This is a genomic window from Streptomyces sp. NPDC037100 (assembly GCF_055606225.1).
The window spans coordinates 619,950-635,849 of the sequence record NZ_JBVJSX010000001.1 but is presented as its reverse complement, the minus strand read 5'-3'; the positions used below and the strand labels follow the sequence as shown (position 1 = coordinate 635,849).

Annotated in this window: 14 protein-coding genes and 2 tRNA genes; 14 read left to right on the top strand and 2 right to left on the bottom strand. The window is 68.7% G+C overall.

From position 1 onward, the window contains the following. Positions 1-86 precede the first annotated feature (86 nt). The gene (locus ACZ7EG_RS02895; protein ID WP_471071278.1) at positions 87-422 is read left to right on the top strand and encodes an ArsR/SmtB family transcription factor; all 336 of its coding nucleotides are present in this window, start codon (positions 87-89) and stop codon (positions 420-422) included. Beyond that, the gene (locus ACZ7EG_RS02890; protein ID WP_471071275.1) at positions 422-1,195 is read left to right on the top strand and encodes a cation efflux transmembrane domain-containing protein; all 774 of its coding nucleotides are present in this window, start codon (positions 422-424) and stop codon (positions 1,193-1,195) included. Before ACZ7EG_RS02895 ends, ACZ7EG_RS02890 begins: the two co-directional genes overlap by 1 nt. A 65-nt stretch (positions 1,196-1,260) precedes the next feature. Here ACZ7EG_RS02890 and ACZ7EG_RS02885 read toward each other — a convergent pair. After that, positions 1,261-1,334, bottom strand: a tRNA-Gly gene (locus tag ACZ7EG_RS02885). A 164-nt stretch (positions 1,335-1,498) separates the two neighbouring features. On the opposite strand from ACZ7EG_RS02885, the gene ACZ7EG_RS02880 reads away from it, so the two are divergent. The 5 genes from ACZ7EG_RS02880 to clpX all read left to right on the top strand — a co-directional run bounded on the left by ACZ7EG_RS02880 (position 1,499) and on the right by clpX (position 6,374). Beyond that, positions 1,499-1,575, top strand: a tRNA-Pro gene (locus tag ACZ7EG_RS02880). A gap of 194 nt (positions 1,576-1,769) precedes the next feature. After that, positions 1,770-3,149 carry a trigger factor gene (tig, locus tag ACZ7EG_RS02875; protein WP_471071272.1) on the top strand — a complete coding sequence of 460 codons (1,380 nt, stop codon included), beginning with the start codon at positions 1,770-1,772 and terminating at the stop codon, positions 3,147-3,149. Between the two features lie 334 nt (positions 3,150-3,483). Continuing rightward, complete coding sequence (locus ACZ7EG_RS02870; RefSeq protein WP_030818448.1) at positions 3,484-4,089, top strand: ATP-dependent Clp protease proteolytic subunit; 606 nt, start codon at positions 3,484-3,486, stop codon at positions 4,087-4,089. A 109-nt stretch (positions 4,090-4,198) separates the two neighbouring features. After that, complete coding sequence (locus ACZ7EG_RS02865; protein WP_399901920.1) at positions 4,199-4,906, top strand: ATP-dependent Clp protease proteolytic subunit; 708 nt, start codon at positions 4,199-4,201, stop codon at positions 4,904-4,906. A 181-nt stretch (positions 4,907-5,087) separates the two neighbouring features. Then, complete coding sequence (clpX, locus tag ACZ7EG_RS02860) at positions 5,088-6,374, top strand: ATP-dependent Clp protease ATP-binding subunit ClpX (protein WP_031114127.1); 1,287 nt, start codon at positions 5,088-5,090, stop codon at positions 6,372-6,374. A gap of 63 nt (positions 6,375-6,437) precedes the next feature. On the opposite strand, the gene ACZ7EG_RS02855 is transcribed toward clpX, so the two are convergent. Continuing rightward, the gene (locus ACZ7EG_RS02855) at positions 6,438-7,391 is read right to left on the bottom strand and encodes a hypothetical protein (protein WP_471071268.1); all 954 of its coding nucleotides are present in this window, start codon (positions 7,389-7,391) and stop codon (positions 6,438-6,440) included. A gap of 138 nt (positions 7,392-7,529) precedes the next feature. Between ACZ7EG_RS02855 and ACZ7EG_RS02850 the strand changes: the two genes are divergently transcribed. From ACZ7EG_RS02850 to mreD, 7 genes are all read left to right on the top strand, one after another. Further along, positions 7,530-10,154, top strand: coding sequence for a valine--tRNA ligase (locus tag ACZ7EG_RS02850; RefSeq protein WP_471071265.1), 2,625 nt, complete (start codon positions 7,530-7,532; stop codon positions 10,152-10,154). 211 nt (positions 10,155-10,365) lie between these two features. Further along, positions 10,366-11,889, top strand: coding sequence for a bifunctional tetrahydrofolate synthase/dihydrofolate synthase (gene folC, locus ACZ7EG_RS02845; RefSeq protein ID WP_471071261.1), 1,524 nt, complete (start codon positions 10,366-10,368; stop codon positions 11,887-11,889). A 5-nt stretch (positions 11,890-11,894) separates the two neighbouring features. Continuing rightward, complete coding sequence (locus tag ACZ7EG_RS02840) at positions 11,895-12,251, top strand: DUF4233 domain-containing protein (RefSeq protein ID WP_471071258.1); 357 nt, start codon at positions 11,895-11,897, stop codon at positions 12,249-12,251. Positions 12,252-12,316: 65 nt separating this feature from the next. Beyond that, positions 12,317-12,730 carry a nucleoside-diphosphate kinase gene (gene ndk, locus ACZ7EG_RS02835; protein WP_104780585.1) on the top strand — a complete coding sequence of 138 codons (414 nt, stop codon included), beginning with the start codon at positions 12,317-12,319 and terminating at the stop codon, positions 12,728-12,730. A gap of 275 nt (positions 12,731-13,005) precedes the next feature. Next, positions 13,006-14,025 carry a rod shape-determining protein gene (locus ACZ7EG_RS02830; protein ID WP_004001297.1) on the top strand — a complete coding sequence of 340 codons (1,020 nt, stop codon included), beginning with the start codon at positions 13,006-13,008 and terminating at the stop codon, positions 14,023-14,025. 144 nt (positions 14,026-14,169) lie between these two features. Continuing rightward, on the top strand, positions 14,170-15,117 hold the full coding sequence (mreC, locus tag ACZ7EG_RS02825; protein WP_471071255.1) for a rod shape-determining protein MreC: 948 nt from the start codon (positions 14,170-14,172) through the stop codon (positions 15,115-15,117). A 13-nt stretch (positions 15,118-15,130) separates the two neighbouring features. After that, entirely contained in the window at positions 15,131-15,805 is a 675-nt protein-coding gene (gene mreD / locus ACZ7EG_RS02820) for a rod shape-determining protein MreD (RefSeq protein WP_471071252.1), read from the top strand. Positions 15,806-15,900 lie beyond the last annotated feature (95 nt).

Here is a 15,900-nt window from a genome sequence, read left to right as displayed (position 1 = left end):
TCGTGGAAACACTCGGGGCCAGTTCAGCGAACAGCCCCGAGTGTTCAGGATTCCATGAATTCAGGATCCCCTGTACTCTCCGGAGGGTGCTGACCGTTGCCTCCGACATCGACGTGCTGGCCCGCTTCGGCCGTGCGCTGGCCGACCCGATCCGCTGTCGTATCCTGCTCGCCCTCCGGGATGCTCCGGCCTACCCGGCCGAACTCGCCGAGGTGCTCGGCGTGTCCCGCACCCGGCTGTCCAACCACCTGGCGTGCCTGCGCGACTGCGGCTTGGTCGTCACCGCGCCCGACGGCCGTCGCACCCGCTACGAGCTGGCCGACGAACGCCTCGGCCACGCGTTGGACGACCTGCGCACCGCCGTGGTGGCTGTGGAGACCGACCGTACCTGTGTCGATGCCGCCGACCAGGGATGCTGCTGATGACCGCGATATCTCTCGGGCCCTCACCGGCCCGCCGTGACACGCTGACCCGCCGCATACGGCTGCTGGTCGCCGCGACCATCACCTACAACGTCATCGAGGCGGTCGTCGCCATCACCGCCGGCACTCTCGCCTCGTCCACTGCGTTGATGGGCTTCGGCCTCGACTCGGTCATCGAGGTCTCTTCGGCCGCCGCGGTCGCCTGGCAGTTCTCCGCCTCCGAGCACACCGTGCGTGAGGCCCGCGAGCAGACCACGCTGCGGATCATCGCGGTGTCCTTCTTCGCGCTCGCCGTGTACGTCACCTTCGACGCGGCCCGGGCTCTGACCGGAGCCGGTGAGGCAGAAAGGTCTCTCCCCGGCATCGTCCTCGCCTCGCTGTCCCTCGCGGTGATGCCCTTCCTGTCCGCCGCCCAGCGCCGTGCCGGCAGGGAACTCGGCTCCGCGAGTGCGGTCGCCGACTCCAAGCAGACGCTTCTGTGTACGTACCTGTCTGCCGTGCTCCTCGTCGGCCTGGTCCTCAACGCCACCCTCGGCTGGTCCTGGGCCGATCCGATCGCCGCCCTGATCATCGCCGCCATAGCCATCAAGGAGGGCCGGAACGCCTGGCAGGGCAAGGGGTGCTGCGCGCCCTCGGCCACGCTTGCCGCACCGTCCGCCGGCGCCGAGGCGGATGCGTGTGGTTGTCGTCCTGGTTGCGACTGCTGCAGGGCCGCAAGTCCAGGCGAAGCAGGATCAGGAGCCGGAGGGGCACGGAGGGGCACGACGAACTGAACATCGCTCCGGGAAACACTCAGGGCCAGGTGGAGGAGTGATCCTCCACCTGGCCCTGAGCCGAATGGAGCGGGCGACGGGAATCGAACCCGCGTAGCTAGTTTGGAAGACTAGGGCTCTACCATTGAGCTACGCCCGCACAGCACGCGCCGCAGGTCGGGTGACCGCGGCACTGAAGGCATCGTAGCGGGTCGGCCCCCTCCGTCGCACACCGCATTCCCGCCGGAGACGGCGCGGCACACGTCCTGGGGAAATGCGGCGGCCGCACCGCCGTGCGGCATGTACCCTACGTGTCGCACCAGACGGGGTGTGGCGCAGCTTGGTAGCGCGTCCGCTTTGGGAGCGGAAGGCCGTGGGTTCAAATCCCGCCACCCCGACCAGCCACCCGATCATCTCGCGTGATCGCCCACTCGATCGCTCACGTGATCGCCTTTTGGGCGGTGTAGTCGCTGCCGTTACTATGCAAGCTGCACGCCCGTGTGTCTCATCGTCTGAAGTCCTCCGGGCGGCGAAATCCGCCGGGCCGTTCTGGCCCCGGCAGAAACCAAGAAGTCAGCCACAAGGAGACCGAACCGTGAAGAGCGCCGTGGAGACCCTGAACCCGACTCGGGTTCGGCTCACTGTCGAGGTGCCCTTCGAGGAGCTCAAGGACAGCCTCGACGCGGCGTACAAGAAGATCAACCAGCAGGTCACGGTGAAGGGCTTCCGCAAGGGCAAGGTCCCGGCCCGGGTCATCGACCAGCGGTTCGGCCGCGGTGCGGTTCTGGAGGAGGCGGTCAACGACGCGCTTCCGAAGTTCTACACCGACGCGGTCAACGAGGCCGAGCTCAGCGTGCTGGGCCAGCCCGAGGTCGACATCACGGAGCTGAAGGACGGCGAGACGCTGAACTTCACCGCCGAGGTCGACATCCGCCCGTCCATCGAGATCCCGGACTTCTCCGGCATCGAGGTCGAGGTCGACGCGGTCGAGGTCACCGAAGAGGACGTCGACAAGGCCGTCGAGGAGCTGCGCGAGCGCTTCGCCTCCACCGCCCCGGTCGAGCGTGCCGCCGAGGACGGCGACGTCGTGACGATCGACCTGCAGGCCAAGGTCGACGGGGAGGTCCTGGAGGACGGCGTCGCCGACGGCGTCTCCTACACCATCGGCTCCGGTGAGCTGCTGGACGGCATCGACGACGCCGTGAAGGGCCTGGAGGCCGGTGGCGAGGCCACCTTCACCTCCGAGCTGAAGGGCGGCTCGGCCGCCGGCAAGGAGGCCGAGGTCACCGTCAAGGTCACCCAGGTCGCCAAGCGTGAACTGCCCGAGCTGGACGACGAGTTCGCGCAGCTCGCCTCCGAGTTCGACACCATCGAGGAGCTGCGCGCGGACAGCCGCAAGCGCCTCGAGAACATGAAGCAGTACGACCAGGCCACGCAGGCCCAGGAGCGCGTCCTGGAGAAGCTGCTCGAGCTGGTCGAGGTCCCCGTTCCCGAGAAGCTGCTCGAGGACGAGGTCAACACGCGCAAGCACAACCTGGAGCACCACCAGCTCGGCCAGATGGGCCTCGACCTCGCGAAGTACCTGGAGATCCAGGGCAAGAGCGAGGAGGAGTTCGAGACCGAGACCCGCGAGGCCGCGGTCAAGGGCATCAAGACCCAGTTCGTGCTCGACGAGCTCGTCAAGCAGGAGAAGCTGAACGTCAACCAGGAGGAGCTCACCGAGCACCTCATGCGCCGTGCGGCCTCCTCCGGCATGTCCCCCGACCAGTTCGCCCAGGCGGTCGTCGAGGGCGGTCAGGTTCCGCTCCTGGTCGGCGAGGTCGCCCGCGGCAAGGCCCTGGCCGTCGTGGTCGAGAAGGCCACGGTCAAGGACACCAACGGCGAGATCATCGACCTCGACGACGAAGAGGACGAGACCGAGTCCGCCGAGGCCGAGGCCACCGAGGCCTCCGCCGAGGAGAAGACCGAGGGCTGAGTCCCGTCGCGGTGAGTTCGTGAGGAAGGCCCCGGGGTGCACCCCGGGGCCTTCCTGTCACTCGGGAGGGCAGCGCACCCCAGGGGCGCGGGGAACTGCGCGACATGCCCCCGCGCACCTGCAGCCGCCCACGGCCCGAAACCACCCCGGCCCTGCCGCGCAGCGCTACGCCCCCGGCGAACACTCCCATCTCCGGGATTCCCCGAAGGGACCCGCGCGTTAGGGTCCATGAATACGAGGGCAGTGGAGTCCCCGAACGGCTCCGAGCCCCTAGGGAAACGTGAGACGGCCCGGCGCCGTCGTAAGACGAGCAGGTGGATACGTGACGAATCTGATGCCCTCAGCCGCCGGCGAGCCTTCCATCGGTGGTGGCCTCGGTGACCAGGTCTACAACCGGCTGCTCAACGAGCGGATCATCTTCCTCGGCCAGCCGGTCGACGACGACATCGCGAACAAGATCACCGCGCAGCTGCTGCTCCTTGCCGCCGACCCGGACAAGGACATCTACCTGTACATCAACAGCCCCGGCGGTTCCATCACGGCCGGCATGGCGATCTACGACACCATGCAGTTCATCAAGAACGACGTGGTGACCATCGCCATGGGCCTCGCGGCCTCGATGGGTCAGTTCCTGCTCAGCGCCGGCACCCCCGGCAAGCGCTTCGCGCTGCCGAACGCCGAGATCCTGATCCACCAGCCCTCCGCCGGCCTCGCCGGCTCGGCCTCGGACATCAAGATCCACGCCGAGCGGCTGCTGCACACCAAGAAGCGCATGGCCGAGCTCACGTCCCAGCACACGGGGCAGTCGGTCGAGCAGATCACCCGCGACTCGGACCGCGACCGCTGGTTCGACGCCTTCGAGGCCAAGGAGTACGGCCTCATCGACGACGTGATTCCCACGGCCGCCGGCATGCCGGGCGGCGGCGGCACCGGGGCCTGAGCGGTCCCCACGGGGCCTGTGGCGCCCCGTGAGGCCCACGGAGCCCTCCCGGGCCCCAGCGACCCCAGACAGCCCCAGTCGACCGCCTCAGCCCTTTTCAGGAGACACCGTGAACCAGTTCCCCGGCAGCGGGATCTACGACCGTATGCACGCCGTGCAGGACATGAACGCCTCGCAGGGCCGCTACACCGGCCCGCAGGCCGAGTCCCGCTACATCATTCCGCGCTTCGTCGAGCGCACCTCCCAGGGCATCCGTGAGTACGACCCGTACGCGAAGCTCTTCGAGGAGCGCGTGATCTTCCTCGGCGTCCAGATCGACGACGCCTCCGCCAACGACGTCATGGCGCAGCTGCTGTGCCTGGAGTCGATGGACCCCGACCGTGACATCTCGGTCTACATCAACAGCCCCGGCGGCTCCTTCACGGCGCTCACCGCGATCTACGACACGATGCAGTACGTGAAGCCGGACATCCAGACGGTCTGCATGGGCCAGGCCGCCTCCGCCGCCGCCGTCCTGCTGGCCGCCGGCACGGCGGGCAAGCGCATGGCCCTGCCGAACGCGCGCGTCCTGATCCACCAGCCGTACAGCGAGACCGGCCGCGGTCAGGTGTCCGACCTGGAGATCGCCGCGAACGAGATCCTCCGGATGCGCTCGCAGCTGGAGGAGATGCTGGCCAAGCACTCCACCACGCCGGTCGAGAAGATCCGCGAGGACATCGAGCGCGACAAGATCCTCACGGCCGAGGACGCGCTGAGCTACGGCCTGATCGATCAGGTCATCAGCACCCGGAAGATGGACAACTCGAGCCTGCGTTGAGGCGAGAGGCTGTAACGTCTGCCGCCCCTTGGCACGGTTTGGCTCGGTTCACGTCAAAGCGAACCGTGCCAAGGGGGGCCCGGACGGGGGGCTCGGCAAGGTACCGTCGGACATAAGGCAGCACCAGGAGTCCGCTGGACGTCGACGTCCAGGAGTCTCCCAGGCGAAGGGGAAGCACACCGTGGCACGCATCGGTGACGGCGGCGATCTGCTCAAGTGCTCGTTCTGCGGCAAGAGCCAGAAGCAGGTCAAGAAGCTCATCGCAGGGCCCGGTGTGTACATCTGCGACGAGTGCATCGATCTCTGCAACGAGATCATCGAGGAAGAGCTGGCGGAGACCAGCGAGGTCCGCTGGGAGGAACTCCCCAAGCCTCGCGAGATCTACGAGTTCCTCGAGGGCTACGTGGTCGGCCAGGAGGCCGCCAAGAAGGCCCTCTCCGTAGCGGTGTACAACCACTACAAGCGCGTCCAGGCCGGCGAGAACGGCGGGGCGAACGGGCGGGACGACGCCATCGAGTTGGCGAAGTCCAACATCCTGCTCCTGGGCCCCACGGGCTCCGGCAAGACCCTCCTCGCGCAGACCCTCGCGCGCATGCTGAACGTCCCCTTCGCGATCGCCGACGCCACGGCCCTCACGGAGGCCGGTTACGTCGGCGAGGACGTCGAGAACATCCTGCTCAAGCTGATCCAGGCGGCCGACTACGACGTCAAGAAGGCCGAGACCGGGATCATCTACATCGACGAGATCGACAAGGTCGCGAGGAAGAGTGAAAATCCCTCGATCACGCGCGACGTCTCGGGCGAGGGTGTCCAGCAGGCCCTGCTGAAGATCCTGGAGGGCACCACCGCCTCGGTCCCGCCCCAGGGCGGCCGCAAGCACCCCCACCAGGAGTTCATCCAGATCGACACGACGAACGTGCTGTTCATCGTGGGCGGTGCCTTCGCGGGCCTGGAGAAGATCATCGAGGCCCGGGCGGGTGCCAAGGGCATCGGCTTCGGCGCGCAGATCCGCTCCAAGCGCGAGATGGAGTCCAAGGACCAGTTCCAGGAGGTCATGCCGGAGGACCTGGTCAAGTTCGGCATGATCCCCGAGTTCATCGGCCGTCTCCCGGTCATCACCTCGGTCCACAACCTCGACCGCGAGGCCCTGCTGCAGATCCTCGTCGAGCCGCGCAACGCGCTCGTCAAGCAGTACCAGCGCCTCTTCGAACTCGACGGCGTGGAGCTGGACTTCGAGCGCGAGGCCCTCGAAGCCATCGCCGACCAGGCCATCCTGCGCCAGACCGGCGCGCGCGGCCTGCGCGCCATCATGGAGGAAGTCCTCCAGGGCGTGATGTACGAGGTCCCGTCCCGCAAGGACGTGGCCCGGGTCGTCATCACGGCGGACGTCGTCCAGTCGAACGTCAACCCGACGCTGATTCCGCGGGATGCGCGGGGGCGGGGGCCGGGGGAGCAGAAGACGGCCTAGTCACCCACTGCACGCGAAGGCGCCCGGCACTGCTTGTGCTGGGCGCCTTCGTCGTCGCGTGCGTCAGGCCTTGACGCGGACTTCCTCGCGGACCTTGGTGGTGAGGTCGATCGCCACGTCCTTGGTGACCCCCTGCGCTGCCTCAGCCGGCGACACGATGGCGATGGTGCTGTAGTCGGCCCACGCGCAGAACCAGTTGATCTTCTCCTTCTTGGTCAGCTGGTCCTGTGACTTGGCCGACTGGCATTTCATGGCCGCGCCGTCGAGGTCGGCCTCCTCGGGCTCCCCGATGAGTTCGGGCTTGCCGGACCCGGACGAGGCCTCCTTCTCGGACGACTTCTTGAAGTTGGCGAAGAACAGGTCCAGCGTCGCCTCCGGGTCGGAGATCTCGCCGTAGGCACCCGCCACCGTAAGGGTCTTGGCCGACGCCATCTTCGCCGCGGACGACGGATCGTCGGGGTCGTAGTCGCTCAGGTCCACTGTGGAGTAGAGCCCCGCGGCGGTCTTGGCACCCTTGACGCCGCTCTGCTCCAACTCCGACGCGTTTCCTGCGGTCTGCCCGTCCTTCGTGGTGCGCTTGTACTCGCTGAGCACCTTCGCCGGTGTCGCGATCTTGTGCGGCCCGTCGTCCTCCAGGCCGCCACCACTGGCGCCGATCACGAAGTACGCGCCCACGCCGATCGCGGCGACCACGGCCACCGCGCCGAGGATGATGCCGGTCTTCTTCTTGCCGCCGCCCGGGGCCGGAGGCTGGGGCACGCCGTAGGGGGCCTGGCCGTAGGGCGGCTGCGGCTGCTGGCCGTACGGGGGCTGCTGGCCGTAGGGCGGCTGCTGGGGCGGGACGCCCTGCGGGGGCTGCTGCGGGTAGCCGTAGCCGGGCTGGGGCGGAGGGGCCTGCTGGGGGTAGCCGTAGCCGGGCTGGGGCGCCTGCGGCGGCTGGCCGTACGGGCCGGGCTGGCCGTACGGACCGGGCTGCTGGGGCTGCCCGCCGTACGGGCCCGGCTGGTTGTAGCTCATGTTCTGGGTTCCCCTCCAGATGCTTATGTGTTCCGGACATCCTGGCGCAGACCCGCCGTGTGCATGGCATCGGGCCCCCCACCGTTACAAACGAAACGCGTTTCGGGACGGGGTGGTGACACCTCTAAACTGACCCCCGTGACCGAGAACGCTCAGCAGCAGCCACCAGCGCCCAGCACCGACCTGCCGACCCAGTACGCGCCGGCCGACGTAGAGGGGCCGCTGTACGAGCGCTGGGTGGAGCGGGGTTACTTCGAGGCTGACGAGAAGAGCGACAAGCCGCCCTACACCATCGTCATCCCGCCGCCGAACGTCACGGGCAGCCTGCACCTCGGGCACGCCTTCCAGCACACCCTCATGGACGCCCTCACGCGCCGCAAGCGCATGCAGGGGTACGAGGCGCTCTGGCTGCCCGGCATGGACCACGCCGGTATCGCGACGCAGAACAAGGTCGAGCAGCAGCTCGCCGAGGAGGGCAAGTCCCGACACGACCTGGGGCGCGAGGAGTTCGTCGAGCGCGTCTGGCAGTGGAAGGAGGAGTACGGCGGTCGGATCCTCGGCCAGATGCGTCGCCTCGGTGACGGCGTCGACTGGAGCCGTGAGCGTTTCACGATGGACGACGGCCTCTCCAAGGCCGTCCTCACCATCTTCAAGCGACTCTACGACGACGAGCTGATCTACCGCGCCGAGCGCATCATCAACTGGTGTCCGCGCTGTCTGACGGCCATCTCGGACATCGAGGTGGAATACCAGGAGGACGCGGGTGAGTTGGTCTCCATCCGCTACGGCGAGGGCGAGGACAGCCTCGTCGTCGCGACCACGCGCGCGGAGACGATGCTCGGTGACACGGCCGTCGCCGTCCACCCCGAGGACGAGCGCTACAAGCACCTGGTCGGCAAGCTCATCAAGCTGCCGCTGACCGACCGCTCCATCCCGGTCGTCGCCGACGAGCACGTCGACCCCGAGTTCGGCACGGGCGCCGTCAAGGTGACCCCGGCACACGACCCGAACGACTTCGAGATCGGCCGCCGCCACGACCTGCCGTCCCTGACGATCATGGACGAGCACGGCGTGATCACGGTTCATGGCCCCTTCATCGGCCTGGACCGCTTCGAGGCCCGCTCGGCCGTGGTCGGCGCACTCAAGGAGCAGGGCCGCATCGTCGCCGAGAAGCGCCCGTACATGCACTCCGTCGGTCACTGCTCGCGCTGCAAGACCACGGTCGAGCCGCGCCTTTCCATGCAGTGGTGGGTCAAGGTCGGCCCGCTCGCCAAGGCGGCCGGTGACGCGGTCCGCGACGGCCGCGTCAAGATCCACCCCGAGGACATGTCGAAGCGCTACTTCGACTGGGTCGACAACATGCACGACTGGTGCATCTCGCGCCAGCTGTGGTGGGGCCACCGCATCCCGATCTGGTATGGCCCGGACGGCGAGGTCGTCTGCGTCGGTCCGGACGACGAGCCGCCCACCGGTGAGGGCTGGACCCAGGACTCCGACGTCCTGGACACCTGGTTCTCCTCCGGCCTGTGGCCGTTCTCCACGCTCGGCTGGCCGGAGAAGACCCCGGACCTCAAGAAGTTCTACCCGACCGACGTCCTGCTCACCGGCCACGACATCATCTTCTTCTGGGTCGCCCGGATGATGATGTTCGGCCTCTACGCCATGGACGGCGAGGCCCCCTTCCACACCATCGCGCTGACCGGCCTGGTCCGCGACGAGTTCGGCAAGAAGATGTCGAAGTCGAACCCGAACGCTGTGGACCCGCTGGTCTGGATGGACGCCTACGGCTCCGACGCCGTCCGCTTCACCCTCGCCAACGGCGCCAACCCGGGCGCGGACGTGCCGATCGGCGAGGACTGGGTCAAGGCGTCCCGGAACTTCACCAACAAGATCTGGAACGCCACCCGCTTCGCCCTCATGAACGGCGCCACGATCGAGGGCCCGCTGCCGGACGCCTCCGAGATGTCCGCGGCGGACCGCTGGATCCTCTCGCGCCTGAACACCACGGTCGCCCAGGTCGACGCGTACTACGACGACTACCAGTTCGCCAAGCTCGCCGACGCGCTCTACCACTTCGCGTGGGACGAGGTCTTCGACTGGTACGTCGAGCTGTCCAAGACCACGTTCTTCGCGGGCGGCGAGCCGGCCAGGGTCTCCGGGCGGGTCCTCGGCGAGGTCCTGGACGTAATGCTGCGTCTGCTCCACCCGGTCATCCCGTTCGTCACGGACGCCCTGTGGACCACCCTGACCGGCGGCGAGTCCCTGGTCATCGGCGACTGGCCCAAGGACTCCGGGTTCCGTGACAAGGCCGCCGAGCAGGAGATCGAGCTGGTCCAGCGGGTCATCACGGAGGTCCGCCGATTCCGCAAGGACCAAGGACTGAAGGACGGCCAGAAGGTCCCGGCCCGCCTGGACCTGACCGGCACCGTCCTGGCCCCCCACGAGGCCGCCATCCGCCAGCTGCTCCGCCTCCAGCCGGAGGGCGACGCCTTCACCGCCACGGCGACCCTCCCGGTCGCCGGCGCGGAGGTCGCGCTCGACCTGTCGGGCACGATCGACGTCGCGGCGGAGCGCAAGCGCCTGGCCAAGGACCTCGCCGCGGCCGAGAAGGAGAAGGCCCAGGCGAACGCCAAGCTCGGCAACGAGGCGTTCCTGGCGAAGGCCCCCGACCACGTCGTCGACAAGATCCGCACCCGCCTCGCCAAGGCGGAGGAGGACATCGCCCGCATCCAGGCCCAGCTGGAGCGCCTGCCGCAGGCGTAAGGATCCGTACGGTGTGTGAGGCCCCCGGAGCCGTGTCGGGCCCGGGGGCCTCACGCATGCCTGAGGGGCACGTACCTGCTGTTCAGGGGCGCGGGGCTGTACCGATATGCGGCTCCGCCGCGTGGGCGCGACAAGCCCCCACAGACCCGCAGACACCGGACGACACAAACCACCCCCGACCGATGTCACCGCCCGTCCGTAGACTGGCCCCGTGAGCGAGCTCCCTCCAGACCACAACGCCGACGACCAGCCCGACCCCCTCGACAGCTTCGACGAGATCATCGCGGAGGAAACCACCCGCGACCCCGACCTCGCGGTCATCGAAGCCGGCAGCCGAACCCTGCGCACCCAGGGCGGCCCGCCCGACGCCGACATCCCGACGCGCCCCGCCGACCCCGAGGTCGACAAGGCCCTGCGCGAGGTCGAGACCGAGCTCGCCACCCGGTGGGGCGAGACCAAGCTGGAGCCCTCCGTCAGCCGTATCGCCGCGCTGATGGACGTCCTGGGGGAGCCGCAGCGGTCGTACCCGTCGATCCACATCACGGGGACGAACGGCAAGACCTCCACGGCCCGCATGATCGAGGCCCTGCTCGGCGCCTTCGAGCTGCGCACCGGCCGCTACACCTCGCCACACGTGCAGTCGATCACCGAGCGCATCAGTCTCGACGGCGCCCCCATCGCGCCCGAGCGGTTCATCGAGACGTACCAGGACATCAAGCCGTACGTGGAGATGGTCGACGCCTCCCAGGAGTACCGGCTGTCCTTCTTCGAGGTGCTCACGGGCATGGCGTACGCGGCGTTCGCCGACGCCCCCGCGGACGTGGCCGTGGTCGAGGTCGGCATGGGCGGTTCCTGGGACGCGACGAACGTGATCGACGGGGACGTCGCCGTCGTCACGCCCATAGACCTCGACCACACCGACCGGCTCGGGGAAACGCACGCCGAGATCGCCACGGAGAAGGCCGGCATCATCAAGCAGGGTGCGACGGTCATCATGGCGCAGCAGCCGGTCGACGCGGCGCAGGTGCTGCTGAAGAAGGCCGTCGAGGTGGACGCGACCGTGGCCCGGGAGGGGCTGGAGTTCGGTGTCGTCGAGCGGCAGGTGGCCGTCGGCGGACAGCTCGTGACGCTGCGCGGGCTGGGCGGCGAGTACCCCGAGGTGTACCTGCCGCTGCACGGCGCTCACCAGGCGCACAACGCGGCCGTCGCGCTCGCCGCCGTCGAGGCGTTCTTCGGCGTCGGCGCGCAGCGGGCCGACGCGCTGGACCTGGACACCGTCCGCAAGGCTTTCGCCGCCGTGGCGTCGCCGGGCCGGCTGGAGGTCGTGCGCCGTTCGCCGACGGTCGTGCTGGACGCCGCCCACAACCCCGCGGGTGCCCGGGCGGCGGCCGAGGCGATCGGGGAGGCGTTCCAGTTCAGCCGCCTCATCGGGGTGGTCGGCGCGAGCGGCGACAAGAACGTGCGGGAGCTGCTGGAGGCCTTCGAGCCGGTGTTCGCCGAGGTCGTGGTCACGCAGAACTCGAGCCACCGCGCGATGGACGCCGACGAGCTCGCCGGTATCGCCGTGGAGGTGTTCGGCGAGGAGCGCGTCCAGGTCGAGCCGCGGCTGCCGGACGCCCTGGAGGCCGCCATCACGCTGGCCGAGGAAGAGGGCGAGTTCTCCGGCGGTGGTGTGCTCGTCACCGGTTCCGTCATCACCGTCGGCGAGGCCCGACTGCTCCTGGGGAGGGGCTGAGTCCCGTGCGCACGCTCTGTTCTTCGACGCTGATCGGCGAGTTCTTCGTCATCGGGTTCGCCGGTCTGGTCGCCATGAAGGACCCGGACCTGTCCATGTCGACCGTGTGGACGGTCAGCGGCATCGCGATGTTCCTGTGTCTGGTGCTGTGCGGCCTGGTGACGCGCCCGGGCGGGGTCGCCCTCGGCTGGACGCTGCAGATCGCGCTCATCGCGTCGGGGTTCATCGTGCCGACCATGTACTTCCTGGGCGCGGTCTTCGCGGCCCTGTGGTGGGCGTCCGTCCACTACGGGCGGAAGGTGGACGAGGCGAAGGCGAGATTCGCGGCCCAGGCGAGCTCGTCCACACCTGACGCTGCGTAACAGGCGCCCCGACACGCCGGGTAATCTCGTCCCACCGCAAGACCTTCACCTCTAAGGAGCCCGTCGTGAGCCAGCGCACCCTCGTCCTCCTCAAGCCCGACGCCGTCCGTCGTGGCCTGACCGGCGAGATCATCAGCCGCATCGAGCGCAAGGCGGGCTGGCAGATCACCGCGCTGGAGCTGCGCACCCTGGACCAGGACACGCTGGAGCAGCACTACGGCGAGCACAAGGGCAAGCCCTTCTACGAGCCGCTGGTGGAGTTCATGGCGTCCGGTCCCGTCGTGGCACTGATCGTCGAGGGTGAGCGGGTCATCGAGGGGCTGCGCGCCCTCGCCGGCCCGACCGACCCGATCGCCGCCGCCCCCGGCTCCATCCGCGGCGACTACGGCGTCATCGTCCGGGAGAACCTGATCCACGCCTCCGACTCCGAGGAGTCCGCAGAGCGCGAGGTGAAGATTTTCTTCCCCGGCCGGGCGTAGCGTCCGCACCTCACCAGCACATACGGCAGAGTCTGGGGGCGAGTCCCCCGGACTTTGCGGCATATGCGTGGCGATCGAGGGAACGATGGGCCCCGAACGCCCGTCTCCAGAAGCGAATGCGGCCGCCATCTGCTGACAATGGCGGAGACCCTCCCGCAGTGTTCGCGAAGGCGCGTCTACGATGGAAGCCTTCACGTCACAGCACCCACCTTTGCCTACCTGAAAAGCCCTCAAAAGCTAGTGGGAAGGCCAGACGAATCCTGATGGGGAACTCAATGTCGTTCATCGGCCGTGACATGGCTGTCGACCTCGGGACCGCCAACACGCTGGTGTACGTCAGGGGTCGCGGGATCGTACTCAACGAGCCGTCCGTCGTCGCGATCAACACCAACACCGGTGGCATCCTCGCGGTCGGTGCCGAAGCGAAGAAGATGATCGGGCGCACGCCCGGCAACATCGTTGCCGTGCGGCCGCTGAAGGACGGCGTGATCGCCGACTTCGAGATCACCGAGCGGATGCTCCGCTACTTCATCCTGAAGATCCACAAGCGGCGGTATCTGGCTCGTCCGCGGGTCGTCGTCTGTGTGCCCTCGGGCATCACGGGTGTCGAGCGCCGCGCCGTCATCGAGGCGTCGTCCCAGGCCGGCGCCCGTCAGGTGCACATCATCGAGGAGCCCATGGCCGCCGCCATCGGCTCCGGCCTGCCGGTCCACGAGGCCACGGGCAACATGGTGGTCGACATCGGCGGCGGCACCACGGAGGTCGCGGTCATCTCCCTCGGCGGCATCGTCACCGCCCAGTCCATCCGTGTCGCGGGCGACGAACTGGACAACGCGATCATCCAGCACATCAAGAAGGAGTACTCCCTCCTGCTGGGTGAGCGCACGGCCGAGCAGATCAAAATCACTATCGGTTCGGCGTACGACCTCGACTCCGACGAGCACACCGAAATCCGCGGCCGGGACCTCGTCTCGGGACTGCCGAAGACCGTGGTCATCTCCGCGGCCGAAGTCCGCAAGGCGATCGAGGAGCCGGTCAACGCGATCGTCGACGCCGTCAAGACGACCCTCGACAAGTGTCCGCCGGAGCTGTCCGGCGACATCATGGACCGAGGAATCGTTCTGACCGGTGGCGGAGCGCTGCTGCGCGGTCTCGACGAGCGGCTGCGCCGGGAGACCGGTATGCCGATCCACATCGCCGAGGACCCGCTGGACAGCGTGGCGCTCGGATCCGGAAAGTGCGTCGAGGAGTTCGAGGCGCTCCAGCAGGTGCTGGACGCCCAGCCGCGCAGATGACATAACTCTTCGATTCCGCCGTACGGGACGATCTCCTCTCGTACGGCGGATCGTCGCTACAGATGCATAAGCTCCCACAAAGCAGCCCCTCGGGTTTCCCTGGGGCTTCCCGAATTCCTATGAGGAAGGGCACGGCCGCCGCACGTGAGGGACACACGAGAGAGCCGGCTGCTCCTGGTGCTGCTGATCGCCATCGCGTTCGCGTTGATCACGGTGGACATCCGCGGTGGGGAGGACTCGCCCGTCGACGGTGCCCGGCAGGGTGCGGCGACGGTCTTCGGCCCGATCGAGAGCGGCGTCTCGGCCGCGGTCGACCCGGTCGGCAACGCGGTTTCCGCCATCCGCGACTCCGGTGACCGGCACGACCGGCTCGCCGCGCTGGAAGAGGAGAACGCGGCCCTGAAGGCCCGGCTCGGCAGCGACGACCGCAGCCGCAGCCGCCTCAAGCAGCTCGACAAGATGCTGAAGATCGCCGGTCAGGGCCAGTACGGCATCAAGGGCGCCGAAGTCATCGCCATCGGAGCCGCGCAGGGCTTCTCCTGGACCATCACCATCGACGTCGGCGCCAAGGACGGCATCAAGCGCGACATGACCGTCCTGAACGGGGAGGGGCTCGTCGGCCGCGTCACCACCGTCGGCCCCGACACCGCGACGGTCCTGCTGGCCAGCGACCCCGACTTCACGGTCGGCACCCGCATGGAGTCCGGCGACGAGCTCGGCTTCGCCTCCGGGCAGGGCGACCGCCCGCTGCGCGTCGAACTCCTCAACGGCAAGGCCGAGGTGAAGAAGGGCGACCGCCTGGTCACCTTCGGCTCGCAGGCCGACCGGCCGTTCGTGCCCGGCGTGCCCGTCGGCGTGGTGTCCCGCGTGGACCCCTCCGGCGGCGGCCTGACCCGCACGCTGTACGTCACGCCGTACGCCGGCTTCACCAAGCTCGACATCGTCGGTGTCGTCGTCGAGGCCCCGAAGAAGGACCCGCGTGACACGGTGCTCCCGCCCAAGCCCAAGCCGACCCCCAGGCCGACAGTGACGGTGACCGTGACGCCGTCCCCCGAGGCACCCGTGGACGGCCAGAACCAGCAAGAGCAGTAGGAGCTGTCACCCCATGCGCGTCAACCGGATCCTGCTCTCCTCCGCCCTGGTCGTCGTCGCCCTGGTGATCCAGGTGAGCGTCCTCGCCCGCCTCCATCTGCCGGGCGCCGTGCCCGACCTGCTGCTGCTGACCGTGCTCGGCCTCGCGCTGGTGTACGGCCATGTGGGCGGCGCCCTCGTCGGCTTCGGCGCGGGTCTGCTCGCCGACCTGGCCCCGCCCGCCGACCACGCCGCCGGGCGCTACGCCCTCGTGTTGTGCGTCATCGGCTACCTCGCGGGCCTGGTGAAACCCGAGACGGGCCGGCTGAAGTCCGCCACCGGCCCCATGGTCGTGGTGGCGGCCGCCGCGGTCGTCTCCACCCTGCTCTACGCCGGCGTCGGTGCGCTCGTCGGTGACACCGCAGCCCGCCACGTGGGCCTCGGCAGCCTGCTGTTCACCGCCGCCCTGTACGACCTGCTGCTCGCCCCGTTCGTCGTGCCGGGGATCATGGCCCTGGCCCGGCGCGCCGACAACGATCCGCTCGCCGAGTCCACCTCGGCCGCCGCCAAGGCCACGGACATCTCCTCCGGCTGGCTCTCCGGCGGCACCGGCCTGAAGATCGGCAGCCAGCGCAACGGGCTGCGCGTGAAGGCCGCCCGGGCACGGATGGCGCGCGCCGGGCGCATCAAGGGGGTCAAGCGGCTGTGACCGCAGGGAAGTTCACCCGAACGGGCCGGTCCAGTAGGAACGCCGGCTCGTGGGCCAGTCGTTCATCACTCGTATCCGCACATCCGTGCCCGGAC

Excerpts from the sequence above, each read along its gene's own strand:
- ACZ7EG_RS02890 (WP_471071275.1), top strand. The coding sequence starts at position 422 with ATGACCGCGATATCTCTCGGGCCCTCACCGGCCCGCCGTGACACGCTG.
- ACZ7EG_RS02870 (WP_030818448.1), top strand. The coding sequence starts at position 3,484 with ATGCCCTCAGCCGCCGGCGAGCCTTCCATCGGTGGTGGCCTCGGTGAC.
- ACZ7EG_RS02855 (WP_471071268.1), bottom strand. The coding sequence starts at position 7,391 with ATGAGCTACAACCAGCCGGGCCCGTACGGCGGGCAGCCCCAGCAGCCC.
- ACZ7EG_RS02830 (WP_004001297.1), top strand. The coding sequence starts at position 13,006 with ATGTCGTTCATCGGCCGTGACATGGCTGTCGACCTCGGGACCGCCAAC.
- mreD (WP_471071252.1), top strand. The coding sequence starts at position 15,131 with ATGCGCGTCAACCGGATCCTGCTCTCCTCCGCCCTGGTCGTCGTCGCC.